We start from the raw sequence: 11884 nt of genomic DNA on the forward strand, positions 1-11884 counted from the left end.
GGCGGGAACGTCATGACCACCAGACTCGTGGCCGAGGACCTGTTCGAGGGTGTCGATCCCATGCGGCTCGTGGGCGCGCGATGCTCCGGATGCCACACCGTCGTCTTCCCCCGGCAGGACTCGTGTCCCCGGTGTGCGGACGGCGCCATGTCCGCGCATGTGCTGCCGGTGCGGGGCCTGGTGTGGTCGTGGACACTCCAGGCGTTCCCGCCCAAGCCGCCGTACCGGCCGCCGGCCGGGGGCTTCCAGCCGTATCACGTGGGCTATGTGGACCTCGGTGAGGTGCTGGTCGAGGCGCGGCTGGAGGTGCCCCGCCGGGAGATGCGGATCGGGCTGCCGGTCCGGCTCACCACGATGCCCGCCTACCACGACGAGGACGGGACCGAGGTGCTGACCTTCGCGTTCCGCCCCGACCCGTCCCCGGAAGAGGACCGATGACCGAGGGCCGACCGACGACCAGGGCGAGGTCCGACGAGGTTTACGTGGTCGGCTGCGGTATGCATCCCTTCGGCCGCGACGACACCGTCACCGGGATGGCCATGGCCGAGCGGGCCGTGCGCGAGGCGCTGGCCGACGCCGGTGTCGGCTGGGAGGACATCGGCTACGCGGCCGGCGGCTCCGACGTGTCCGGCAAGCCCGACACGCTGGTGGGCCGCCTGGGCCTGACCGGAGTGCCGTTCGTCAACGTGCAGAACGGCTGCGCGACCGGCGCCTCGACCGTGCTCGCGGTGGCCAACGCCCTCCGCGCGGGCGAGGCCTCGCTGGGCCTGGCGGTGGGCTTCGACAAGCACGAGCGGGGCGCTTTCAACGTGTCCGCGGCCCGCTACGGACTTGGCGACTGGTACGCCGAGAGCGGCATGATGCTGACGACCCAGTTCTTCGCCCTGAAGACCCAGCGGTATCTGCACGAGCACGGAGTCTCGGAACGAGCGCTGGCCATGGTCGCGGCACGGGCCTTCCGCAACGGCGCCCAGCACCCCATGGCCTGGCGGCGCAAGCCGCTCACGGAGCAGGAGATCCTCGACTCCCCCGAGGTCAGTCCCCCGCTCACCCAGTACATGTTCTGCTCGCCAGGGCAGGGTGCGGCGGCACTCGTCCTGGCCCTCGGCAACCGCGCCTTCGACCTGTGCGAACGTCCGGTCAGACTGGCGTCGTTGGCGCTGCGCACCCGGCGGTTCGGGTCGTTCGAGGTGTTCTCGCCCTGGCTACCGCCGGGGCCGCACCGCAGCCCGAGTGTGGACGCCGCGGAGGCGGTCTTCCGCAGGGCCGACCTGCGGCCGGCGGATGTGCGGGTCGCCCAGTTGCAGGACACCGACAGCGGCTCGGAGCTGATCCACCTGGCGGAGACCGGGCTGTGCGACCACGGCGAGCAGGAGGAACTGCTGGCCGCCGGGGACACCGACGCCACGGGCCGGATCCCGGTCAACACCGACGGCGGCTGCCTGGCCGGCGGTGAGCCCGTCGGCGCCTCGGGGCTGCGCCAGTTCCACGAAGTCGTACGGCAGTTGCAGGGCCGGGCGCCGGGAGCACAGGTACCAGGCGCTCCCCGGGTGGGCTTCACGCATGTGTACGGGGCGCCTGGGATCAGCGCGTGCGCGGTACTGACGGTCTGAGAGTCCGCGGACACAACCCTGCGATACGGCAGTGTGAGCCGGTGTGTGTCAGGTCTGTGCGGCGGCCGGCTTCTGGTCGGGGGCGACGATGCGCAGCGCCAGCGACCTGACCGCCTCCAGCACGGCCTGGGACGGCAGTTGGGACAGCGGCCCTCCCTCGGCCCGCAGCGCCGTGACGAGCATGGTCGTACTGATCAGGGTGCGGACCGCGAGTGCCTGCGTGGCGTGCCGTGACTTGGCCGCCCGTGGGCTGCGGGTGATGCCCTCGGGCAGATAGTCGTAGCCTCGCTGGATGTGCCGCTGTTCGAACTCGTCCCTCAGCGCCTTGACGCTGCCGCTGGCCGAGGCGATCTGTACCTGGTAGAGCCGGGCCTCGTCCGGGTTCCGCTCCACCCAGTCCCACACGGCGTCGATGACCCGCAGCAGGCCCTCCGCGTCACCGGGCTCTGACTCCGGCCTGGCCGCCTCCACGACCGCGTTCAGCTGGTCGAAGACCCGGCGCATGGCGAGTTCGAGCAGCTCCTCCTTGCCGTCGAAGTGGTAGTAGACGGCCGTGGGCACCACTTGGGCCTCGTCGGCGATGTCCTGGATGCTGGTCTCCGCGAATCCGTTCCGGCCGAACACCCGTACGGCGGCAGTGATGATGTGCTGCCTTCGCGAGGGGCGATGGGCGGGCTGCTTGCCGTTCTCCGTGCTGGCCATCATGCTCCCTGCGACTGCCGTGAACCCGCGTCCGCGCGTCCCGTGTACTGACCATGCTATCCAGTAACTCCGACGTTGGAACGCGCAATTCCAGCTGCACAAGTGACTCCAGAGCTCAAGGCTCCCGGCATACTTGACATCATGACGACATCCAGAGCCCGCGCCGCTCACCGCCCTTCACGCAAGCAGTGGGTGATCGAGGCGGCAACGGAGCTGTTCGCCACCCAGCCGCCGGACGAGGTGACGGTGGCCGACATCGCCGCTCGGGCGGAGATGACCTCGGCTGCGGTGTACTACCACTTCTCCTCCAAGGACCACGTCCTGGTGGAAGGTATGCGGGTGTTCGCGGCCGCGCTGCGCGAGCAGATGGAGGCGCTCACGGAGGCCCACACTCCAGACTCCGACATCGGTCCCGCCGTCACCGCACTGTTGGCCTGGCTGGGCGAGCACCGGTCGGCCGCCACCGTGTTCTTCGTGTCGTCGGCCGGTATGAGCCAGGACGCGGAGGCGCTGCGGCAGGCGAGCCGTACGGAGCTGGTGCGTGAACTGGTGCTGCTGATCCGCAAGGCCCGCACGTCGGTCTCCGACGCTGAGGCGGCGGTGATCGCCCTGGGCCTGCTGGCGCTGTTGGAGACCGCGGCGATCTCACAGGTCCGCGGCGACGACGTCTACCGCTCGCTCGGCCACCGCTCCTTCGTCCGTGAGGTCGGCCTGCTCGCAGAGCGGATCGCCGACCCGGCCACCTGAGCGGACCGGATCGCCGAGGCCTCGGATCACACCAGCAGGCGGAGGGGCTTGCGCAGCAATTCACCGACCGTGCGCAGATATTCGGCCGCGGGTGCCCCGTCGACGGCGCGGTGGTCGAAGGTCAGGCTCAGGGTGAGCACCCGCGTCCGCACGGGCCGGTCGTCCACCCACTCGACGCCGTCCTTGAGCCTGCCCACACCGAGAATCGCGACATTTCCGGTGTTGATGACGGGTGTGAAGAAGTCGACGCCGTATCCGCCCAGCGAAGTGACCGTGAAAGTGGCGCCTTCCAGCAGGGCCGGGGAGATCCGCCCCTCGCGCGCGGCCTCGGCCAGTGCCCTCGACCGGCGGGCGATCTCGGGCAGCGGCAGTGCCTCCGCGTCCTCGATCACCGGGACCAGCAGGCCCCCCGGAACGGCCACCGCGAACCCGAGGTGGATGTCACCGAGTAGATGGATGCCGTCCTCCCGCACCGTCGCGTTGAGCAGCGGGTGTCGGCGCAGGGCCAGCGCGGCGGCCTTGAGCAGGAAGTCGTTGAGGCTGGGCACCGGCAGGTCGCCGTCGGCCCACTCCTCCTTGAGCCGCTCCCGCAGGGACACCACGGCGTCCATCCGCACTTCGTAGCCGTGTGTCAGCTGCGCCATCTCCTGGAGGCTGGCGTGCATCCGGCGGGCGATGGTGCCGCGCATCCCGGTGAGCGGGAGGACGTCGCCGGCCTGGGGTTCGGCCCCAGGGCGCACGGGCGTAGGCGCGGGCGTTGGCGCGGGCGTCGGCGTGACGGCCTCGAGGTCGGCCCTGCGGATCCAGCCGCCAGGGCCGGTGCCGTTCACCTCGGAGAGATCGATGCCCCGTTCCTTCGCCAGCTTGCGCACCAGCGGTGAGACGGAAGCGCTCGGCGGGGCCGGTGCGACGAGGCCCCTGGGGAAGTCCGCCAAGAACTCCTCCACGTCCTCGGAGAGGATCCGTCCACCGGGCCCGGTGCCGCGTACCGCGGTGAGATCGACGTCGGCCGCGGCCGCCACCCGCCGAGCGTTCGGTGAGGACAGGAGCCGGCCATCGGCGCCGCGTGGGGCGGCGCTGCCATTGGGAGAGTTCGCCGCGCCGCTCGGGGTCGGCACCGCGGAGGCAGCCACGACACGCACGGGCTCCACGGCCGCGGGCCCGGCCCCAGGCCCGGCGGGCATCGGCGTACCCCCTGGGTCCGGTGGCTGCTCGCCCTCGGCCAGCAGCCAGCCGATGAGGGCCCCGGCCGGGACCGTGGTACCCGCCGGAACCACGGGGTGGAAGATTCCCCCGGCCTCCGCCTCGATGTCCACGTCCACCTTGTCGGTGGCCAGCCGCAGCAGTGCGTCGCCCTCGGCGACGACGGCGCCGGTGACCACGAGCCATTCGTCGATCATGCCTTCCTGCATGGAGAGGCCGATCTTCGGCAGCAGAACCTCGACCGCCACGTCGGTCACGACCTTTCGAGGAGGCGGCGGCAGCCCTCGGCGATCCGCGCGCGATCGGGCACGTACGCCTTCTCGAGGACCGGGGAGAAGGGAACCGGGGAGAAGGGGGCGCCGATGCGCAGGACCGGCGCGTCCAGGTGGTCGAAGGCCGCGTCCTGGATCTGGGCCGCGATCTCCGCGCCCAGTCCACCGAAGGTGACGGCCTCGTGCACCACGAGCACGCGGTTGGTCCGGCGCACGGAGGCGAACATGGTCTCGGTGTCCAGTGGCTGCACGGTACGGGGGTCGATCACCTCGATCTCCACCCCCTGCGCCGCGAGTTCGTCGGCCGCCGCGAGGGCCTCGCCCACCATGCGACCCAGGGCGATGACGGTGACGTCGGAGCCCTGCCGCGCGGTGTGCGCCTGGCCCAGCGGAATGCCGTAGATCTCCTCGGGCACTTCGCTGGTGCTGCCCAACAGGACCTTGTTCAGCATCACGACGACCGGGTTGTCGTCCCGGATGGCCGAGACGGTCAGGCCCTTGGCGGTGTACGCGTCGGACGGCATGACCACCTTGAGGCCCGGAACGTGGGCGAGCCAGGCCTCCAGGCTCTGGCTGTGCTGGGCGGCTGCGCCGAGGCCCGCGCCGGAGGCGGTGGTGATGGTGAGCGGCACGGACAGGGCGCCGCCGAACATGTACTTCATCTTGGCGGCCTGGTTGACGATCTGGTCGAGGCAAACGCCGATGAAGTCCATGAACATCAGGTCGACCACGGGTCGCAGGCCACGCGCGGCGGCGCCGACGCCGAGGCCGACCAGCGCAGCCTCGGAGATGGGTGTGTCGATCATGCGGCGGGGCCCGAACTCGTCGAGCAGGTTGTCGAACATGCGGAACACGCCGCCGTAACCGGCCACGTCCTCGCCGGCGACGAAGACGTTCTCGTCCTCGCGCATGGCCTGCGCGAGTCCCTCGTTGAAGGCCTTGACGTAGGTCAGTTTGCGGGCCACGACGTTCGGTGCGGCGGCCGGTGCTTCCTTGACGATGGTCATGGCGGTCATCCCGAGTAGACGTTGAGCAGCAGGTCGGCTGGATCGGGCAGGGGGCTCGCCTCGGCGTACGCGATGGCCTCGGCGATCTCGTCGCGGGTGCGCTGCCACACGTCGTCCAGCTCGGCCCGCGTCGCGGTGCCGTCGGCGACGGCCCGTGCCTCCAGCAGGTCGATGGGGTCACGGGCCTTCCACTCGGCGACCTCCTCGGCCGAGCGGTAGGGGTGACGCAGTCCCTTGACGCCCTGATGGTCGTAGAAGCGGTAGGTCTTGGCCTCGATCATCATCGGGCCGGCGCCCGCCCGAGCCCGTGCGACGGCGTCGGCGGCGGCGCGATGGACGGCGAGCGCGTCCATGCCGTCGACGATCACACTCGGCATGCCGTAGGCGGCGGCACGGTCGGCGACGTCGGTGAGCAGCATGTGCCCGGACTGCGGGGTGAACTCCGCGTAGCCGTTGTTCTCGCAGACGAACACCACCGGCAGGCCGAGGATCGCGGCCATGTTCGCGCCCTCGTGGAAGGCGCCGATGTTGGTGGCGCCATCGCCGAAGAAGGTCACAGCAACGCTGTCCTCGCCCTTGTACCGGGCAGCGAAGGCGGCACCCACGGCGATCGGCACGCCCGCCCCGACGATGCCGTTGGCGCCGAGCATGCCGCGGGTGAGGTCGTTGATGTGCATGCTCCCGCCGCGGCCGAGGCAGGCGCCGGTGACCCGGCCGTACAGCTCGGCGTACATCTCGCGCAGGCCGACGCCCTTGGCCACCGCGTGCCCGTGGCCCCGGTGGGTGGAAGTGATCTGGTCGTCGTCGCGCAGGGCCGCCATCACGCCGGCGGCCACGGCTTCCTGGCCGACGTAGAGGTGCAGGAAGCCGGGCAGCCTGCCCGCCTCCATGAGCTTTCCCGCCTCGGTCTCGAACAGCCGGATGCGCACCATGCGCTCGTGCAGATCCTTGACGACCTGCGCGGATTCCTGGTTCGCGGCCGGATCGGCCGACTTCTTCGATGCCCTCTGAGCCATCGTCCGCCCCTTCGCCCCGAGCGAGGTGTAACCAGCGATCGGACTTTGTTGTGTCGGCATACAGTAACTAGCAGGGGGCACCTTACTGAAGAGGTTCTCAAATTACTATGGGCAGGACCTCAACCGGCTTCGAGACCGCCGCCACGCCGGTCCACGACCTCCACACCGTTGCCCTCCGGATCAGCCCAGAAACTGATCCGCCGACCCGCGCGCCGACACCACGACCGGCGACGACAGCGGACTGGCACCGGCAGCCGGCAGCACGGCGACAAAGGGCGCGACATCGTCCACGTGGAAGGTGAGGTAGGCCAGACCGCAGCGCTCGGCGAGCGGTACGGCCGACGGGAACGACACCGCACTCGCCTGGGGCTGGATCAGCTTGATCCGGCCACCGGACGGCACCTCGAGCCAGACGACGAGGAGCTGTCCGCCCAGTCCGGCCGGGCCGGCGATCGCCTGCGGAATGCGGGAGCGGTGCACGGGGACACAGCCGAGCGCCTCAGCGTAGAAACGCTCCATCACCTCCATGTCCCGGACCACGACCCCCGCCTCGAAGGGCTGGGTCATCTGCCCCCTTCCGGGCGTCTCGGCCGGACCGGTCGCCTCATCGACCATCGGGCCCACCTCTCCGTCGGCCTGCCAGCCATCTCGTCCCAGTAGCTGGAGCCATTCACTAGAAAGATCCCACAGAGCCGAGCGTGACTCTGCCACAGAAGACGGGGTGACCTGTGGGATTCCACCCCACGAAGTTCGGCACTTACTATTGACACACAACACTAACTCCTGTTGTTGTGTCGGTCACAGCGCAGCTGTAGCACCAGGACCCCTTCACCAGCTCGCGGCTGGGAGGATTGAGGACACCGTGGTCCAGATCAATTCACCGGAGACCCGAACGGCGGACGACGATCGTCCCCTGCCGCCCCCCGCTCCGGAATACACGTCATGGATCGGCCAGGACCGCTCCACGGACGCCGCGGGCGTCGCGACGCGGCAGGACGCGGCCGAGCTCGCCGAGCGTGTCGTCGAGCACTACATCAACAACACCACGCACGAGGCCGAGGAGCAGTGGACGGAACCCGTCGACAACTACCTCGACGCCGACCGCTGGCTGCGGGAGATGGACGCCGTCCACCGGAGCGTTCCGCTGCCATTGGCCATGTCGTGCGAGCTCCCCGGACCGGGCACCTACAAGGCGTTGGACGTGCTCGGCGTCCCCATCCTGATCACCCGGGACCGCAAGGGCGTCGTGCACGCGATGATCAACGCCTGCCGGCACCGCGGCGCCGAGCTCGTCGAGCCGGGCTGCGGCGTGGCGAAGCGGATCACCTGCCCTTACCACGCCTGGTCGTACGACCTGTCGGGCGAGCTGCGCGGCGTGTACGCCGAGAAGACCTTCGGCGAAGTGCCACGCGAGAAGCGAAGCCTGATCCAGCTCCCCGTCGGTGAGCGCGCCGGCATCGTCTTCGTATCGCTCGATCCGGCCGCCGAGCACGACCTGGACGCCTGGCTGGGAGACCTGCGGCCGCTCCTGGAAGGGCTCCGCTTCGCGGACTGCCACCACTACGCGACCCGTGAGCTGACCAGTCCGAACTGGAAGGTCACCCTCGACGGGTACCTGGAGACCTACCACTTCGCGTCGCTGCACACGAAGACGGTCTTCGAGACGAACTTCTCCAACATGATGGCCCATGACACCTGGGGCCCTCACCAGCGTCTCGGCGCCGCCCTGCGACCCGTCGCCGACCTGGTGGAACTGCCCCAGGAGCAGCGCGATCCGGGCGACGTCGTAGGAGCCATCTACTGGCTCTTCCCCGGTATGGCGATCGCCGGCACCTGGCGCAACAAGATCGCCGTCTCCATCGTGATCCCCCGCACTGCCACCGAATCGGTGACCCAGCAGATCATCCTGCTGCGCGAGCCCGTCGTCACCGAGGAGGAACGTCACGCCGCCGACCAGTTCGGCGAGTGGTTCTACGAGGTGGTCCGCGACGAGGACTACGCGACCACCTACGGAGTGCAGCGGGGGCTGAAGGCCCTCGCCGGGACCGACTTCGTCTTCGGACGCAACGAACCCGGTCTCCAGCACTTCCACCGCACCATCCACCGCCTCCTGGACGAGGCGTCCAGATGACGAACCAACAACCCTCGCAGGAGAAGAACATGGTGGCTACGGGCAGCCTCGACGGACGTGTCGCGGTGATCACGGGCAGCACGCGCAGCATCGGCCGCGCCATTGCCGAGGCCTTCCTGGCCGACGGGGCAACGGTCGTGCTCAGCGGCCGCTCGGAGATCAAGGGCAAGCAGGCGCTGGAGGAACTCGAGGCCGGCGAGAAGGCCGTCTTCCACGCCTCCGACTCGAGCAGCCAGGCGGACATCGAGGCACTCGTCGACTGGACGGTCGAGCGCTTCGGCCGACTGGACATCATGGTCAACAACGTCGGCGGCACCGAGGGCTTCGCCCCGGTCCACGAGCTGAGCGACGAGGCGTGGCACAAGGCGCTCGACCTAAACCTCAACGCCTACTTCTACGGCACCCGCCGCGCGCTGAAGCCCATGCTGGAAGGCGGCTGGGGGCGGGTCATCAACATCTCCTCGGTCGAGGGCAAGCAGGCCAACAAGCCCGCGATCAGCCACTACATCACCAACAAGCACGCCATCCACGGTCTGACCAAGGCGACCGCCTTCGAGTACGGCACCCTGGGCATCACCTGCAACGCGATCTGCCCCGGCGCCGTCGACACCGACCTGATGCGTGCCGCGGGACCGGCCGCGGCCGAGGCAGAGGGCATCAGTTACGAGGAGTGGCTGGGCCGGTTCGCCGAGCACGCCGCCACCAAGAAGATCACCACCGTCGAGCAGATCGCGGGAGTCGCCAGGCTGCTCGCGAGCGACGCGGGCGCGGGCATCACCGGCACGCTGATCAGCGTCGACGGCGGCACGGCGCAGTGGTGAGCGGCGCGACGGACGGCGGGAGCCCCACCACCATGAAGCACTGGATCATCGACTGGCAGCGCAACGAGCGACTGCCCCACTACACCAGGGCCAACGCGGGCGAGACCCTGCCCGAGCCGGCCAGCCCGCTGGGCTGGAGCCTGGTCTGGGGGCGCGGCCTGCAGGGCTGGCGCCGCGGCTTCGTCGACTTCGGCATCTACCGCGAGGAGGAGGTCGCCGGCACCCGGCCCCCGTTCGTCGGAATCTTCGGCGGCTACTTCTACCTCAACCTCTCGCACCTGCGGCTGTTCGGCATCCGCATGGGGCAGACCGCCGACCAGATCGACGCGGCCTTCGTCGGCCAGCGCTCCGACACCCCGGTGTACGTGGCGCACCCCGACGACCAGGACGCGGAGCTGACGGCCAAGGCCGGAGGGATCCTCCAGCAGATGCTCGGCCGGAGCGGCTACCCGGAGGGCGACGCCGACCACGAGCGGCTGCGCCGGATCCGCCGCGAGCGGCCCGACCTCTCGCGGTTGTCCGACGCCGAACTGGTGGCGCGTGCGCGCGGCCTGCTCGACGACGTCGAGACGACCTTCCAACGGCACGTCGAGTCGTCGCTGCCCGCGTCGGTCGGACCGGCGATTCTCGGCCCGCTGTGCGCGAGCGTCGATCGTCCCGGCGCGATGCTCGACCTCATCGGAGGGCTGGGTGACGTCGACTCGGCCGGCCCCTCGGCGGGCCTGTGGACGCTGTCCCGGCAGGTGGCGGCCTCCGCCGAACTGACGGCACTGTTCGACCAGGGCCCGCTGGCGGTGGAGCAGTCGCTCGAGGGAGGGACCGGGGACGTGAAGGCGTTCCGGGACTCCTTCGCCGAGTTCCTCGCCGAGTCCGGCGACCGCGGCCCCAACGAGTGGGACATCCACGCGCTGTCCTGGGAGGCCGCCCCGATCCAGGCACTGTCCCTGGTCGACCGGATCCGGCACAGCTCCGACGGCGATTCCCCGGCCGCGCGGCACCAGCGGCTCACGGCACACCGTCAGGCGACGGCGGCGGAGGTCCGTGGGGCCCTCCCGGAGGACGTGCAGCCGATGTTCGACGCCGGAATGCACGCGTCCAACGTGTGGATCCCGGCGCGGGAGCGGACCAAGGCGAACTGCGTCACCGTCATCAACGAAATCCGGATGGCGATCCGCGAACTCGGCCGCCGCGGCACCGAGGCAGGACGCTTCGCCCAACCCGAAGACGTGATGATGCTGCTGGACACCGAGCTCGACGACTATGTCGCCGATCCGGACCGCTTCGGCCCAGTCATCGCCCAGCGGCTTCAGGAGTACGGCGAACTGCGCGAACTGGAACCGCCGTTCTTCATCGCGGACGACTCCCGGACCGAGATCGACAGCTGGCCGAAGCGGAGCGAGGAGCACACCGAGGCCGCTGTCGAGGGCGACGTCCTCAAGGGCGTCGGCGGTAGCCACGGCACGTACACCGGCAGGGTCCGGGTCGTCGCCGACCCGGCCTCGTGCGAGGCGCTGGAGCCGGGCGAGGTGCTGGTGGCACCGATCACCGACGCCGCCTGGACCCCGCTGTTCCTCGTCGCCGGAGCGGCCGTCGTGGATGTCGGCGCGCTCAACAGCCACGCCGTCGTGGTCTGCCGCGAGCTGGGCATCCCCGCCGTCATCTCCGTCGAGGGCGGTACGCAGCGGCTGCGGGACGGCATGGTGATCACGGTCGACGGTGAGCAGGGCACGGTCACCGTCGACCGCGTCCCGGTGGCCGCCCATCTCTGAAACCGACCGAACGCCACCCTCGGGTCGCTGCCGTGCGCAGCGACCCGAGGGTGAGCCTGGCCGTCAGCAGCAAGGGCCAGCCTCCTCGCCCAGCACATCCGCCGGAACACGCCGGGCGGCGAGCTCCACGTGGTCGCCGGGCGCTACGACGACGCATTGCGCCGTACGCCGACGGCTGGCGCTTCACCACCGCACCCTGACGCGCAGCTGGTCGGACGGCAACCCTGCCGTGGTGGCCTGCCGATGGCGCAAGGTGGTAACACGAGGAAGGGACGACTGTGTCCGAGGAAATCATCGTCGCCGGATGGATGGAGTACGCGCCCGAAGAGCGCGACACCATGCTGGGTCATCTCGTCGAGGTCCAGGAGCGCACCCTGGCGACGGAGCCGGGCTGTCTGGACTACGCCATCACGGCGGACCCCACACAGGCGGGGCGCATTCGGGTGTTCGAACGCTGGGTCTCCCAGCAGGCCCTCGACGAACACTTCACCACCCCGCACATCAAGGATTTCCGCACGGCGGTGGCCGGGCTGACCAGGGTGGGAGTCTCCCTGAACATGCACAGCGTCGCCGAAACACGAGCCATGCGCTGAGACCGTGTCT

General features: G+C 70.0%; 12 protein-coding genes. 7 read left to right on the top strand and 5 right to left on the bottom strand.

The window, feature by feature from the left end; translation table 11 throughout:
- Positions 1-12: 12 nt before the first annotated feature.
- A complete protein-coding gene (locus JOD27_RS37160) occupies positions 13-438 on the top strand; it encodes a Zn-ribbon domain-containing OB-fold protein (protein WP_204767035.1) in 426 nt (141 codons plus the stop codon).
- Complete coding sequence (locus JOD27_RS37165; RefSeq protein WP_204767036.1) at positions 435-1613, top strand: thiolase family protein; 1179 nt, start codon at positions 435-437, stop codon at positions 1611-1613. The genes JOD27_RS37160 and JOD27_RS37165 overlap by 4 nt, the downstream gene beginning before the upstream one ends.
- Positions 1614-1661: 48 nt before the next feature.
- Here JOD27_RS37165 and JOD27_RS37170 read toward each other — a convergent pair whose 3' ends face one another.
- Positions 1662-2315: a TetR/AcrR family transcriptional regulator gene (locus JOD27_RS37170; RefSeq protein WP_204767037.1), complete on the bottom strand. Its 654-nt coding sequence runs from the start codon at positions 2313-2315 to the stop codon at positions 1662-1664.
- A gap of 141 nt (positions 2316-2456) precedes the next feature.
- Between JOD27_RS37170 and JOD27_RS37175 the strand changes: the two genes are divergently transcribed.
- Complete coding sequence (locus JOD27_RS37175) at positions 2457-3062, top strand: TetR/AcrR family transcriptional regulator (protein ID WP_204767038.1); 606 nt, start codon at positions 2457-2459, stop codon at positions 3060-3062.
- Between the two features lie 26 nt (positions 3063-3088).
- Here JOD27_RS37175 and JOD27_RS37180 read toward each other — a convergent pair whose 3' ends face one another.
- The 4 genes from JOD27_RS37180 to JOD27_RS37195 form a co-directional block, all read right to left on the bottom strand.
- Positions 3089-4522, bottom strand: a complete 1434-nt coding sequence (locus tag JOD27_RS37180; RefSeq protein WP_204767039.1) for a dihydrolipoamide acetyltransferase family protein — start codon at positions 4520-4522, stop codon at positions 3089-3091.
- Complete coding sequence (locus JOD27_RS37185) at positions 4519-5544, bottom strand: alpha-ketoacid dehydrogenase subunit beta (RefSeq protein WP_239570713.1); 1026 nt, start codon at positions 5542-5544, stop codon at positions 4519-4521. The genes JOD27_RS37180 and JOD27_RS37185 overlap by 4 nt, the downstream gene beginning before the upstream one ends.
- 5 nt (positions 5545-5549) lie before the next feature.
- On the bottom strand, positions 5550-6560 hold the full coding sequence (locus JOD27_RS37190) for a thiamine pyrophosphate-dependent dehydrogenase E1 component subunit alpha (RefSeq protein ID WP_204767040.1): 1011 nt from the start codon (positions 6558-6560) through the stop codon (positions 5550-5552).
- 180 nt (positions 6561-6740) lie between these two features.
- Positions 6741-7175, bottom strand: coding sequence for a VOC family protein (locus JOD27_RS37195; protein ID WP_204767041.1), 435 nt, complete (start codon positions 7173-7175; stop codon positions 6741-6743).
- 247 nt (positions 7176-7422) lie between these two features.
- Here JOD27_RS37195 and JOD27_RS37200 point away from each other — a divergent pair, with 247 nt between their 5' ends.
- The 4 genes from JOD27_RS37200 to JOD27_RS37215 all read left to right on the top strand — a co-directional run bounded on the left by JOD27_RS37200 (position 7423) and on the right by JOD27_RS37215 (position 11874).
- Positions 7423-8691: an aromatic ring-hydroxylating oxygenase subunit alpha gene (locus JOD27_RS37200; protein ID WP_204767042.1), complete on the top strand. Its 1269-nt coding sequence runs from the start codon at positions 7423-7425 to the stop codon at positions 8689-8691.
- A complete protein-coding gene (locus JOD27_RS37205) occupies positions 8688-9512 on the top strand; it encodes an SDR family NAD(P)-dependent oxidoreductase (protein ID WP_204767043.1) in 825 nt (274 codons plus the stop codon). The genes JOD27_RS37200 and JOD27_RS37205 overlap by 4 nt, the downstream gene beginning before the upstream one ends.
- Before the next feature lie 32 nt (positions 9513-9544).
- Entirely contained in the window at positions 9545-11281 is a 1737-nt protein-coding gene (locus JOD27_RS37210) for a PEP-utilizing enzyme (protein ID WP_204767044.1), read from the top strand.
- Positions 11282-11559: 278 nt separating this feature from the next.
- A complete protein-coding gene (locus tag JOD27_RS37215) occupies positions 11560-11874 on the top strand; it encodes a putative quinol monooxygenase (RefSeq protein ID WP_204767045.1) in 315 nt (104 codons plus the stop codon).
- Positions 11875-11884 lie beyond the last annotated feature (10 nt).

The sequence above is a fragment of the Lentzea nigeriaca genome (genome assembly GCF_016907955.1).
In the GTDB taxonomy this organism is placed as follows: domain Bacteria; phylum Actinomycetota; class Actinomycetes; order Mycobacteriales; family Pseudonocardiaceae; genus Lentzea; species Lentzea nigeriaca.

Bases quoted from the DNA above. Each gene is read 5' to 3' on its own strand.
- JOD27_RS37165 (WP_204767036.1), top strand. From the start codon at position 435: ATGACCGAGGGCCGACCGACGACCAGGGCGAGGTCCGACGAGGTTTAC.
- JOD27_RS37205 (WP_204767043.1), top strand. From the start codon at position 8,688: ATGACGAACCAACAACCCTCGCAGGAGAAGAACATGGTGGCTACGGGC.
- JOD27_RS37195 (WP_204767041.1), bottom strand. From the start codon at position 7,175: ATGGTCGATGAGGCGACCGGTCCGGCCGAGACGCCCGGAAGGGGGCAG.
- JOD27_RS37160 (WP_204767035.1), top strand. From the start codon at position 13: ATGACCACCAGACTCGTGGCCGAGGACCTGTTCGAGGGTGTCGATCCC.
- JOD27_RS37170 (WP_204767037.1), bottom strand. From the start codon at position 2,315: ATGGCCAGCACGGAGAACGGCAAGCAGCCCGCCCATCGCCCCTCGCGA.
- JOD27_RS37185 (WP_239570713.1), bottom strand. From the start codon at position 5,544: ATGACCATCGTCAAGGAAGCACCGGCCGCCGCACCGAACGTCGTGGCC.
- JOD27_RS37175 (WP_204767038.1), top strand. From the start codon at position 2,457: ATGACGACATCCAGAGCCCGCGCCGCTCACCGCCCTTCACGCAAGCAG.
- JOD27_RS37190 (WP_204767040.1), bottom strand. From the start codon at position 6,560: ATGGCTCAGAGGGCATCGAAGAAGTCGGCCGATCCGGCCGCGAACCAG.
- JOD27_RS37210 (WP_204767044.1), top strand. From the start codon at position 9,545: ATGAAGCACTGGATCATCGACTGGCAGCGCAACGAGCGACTGCCCCAC.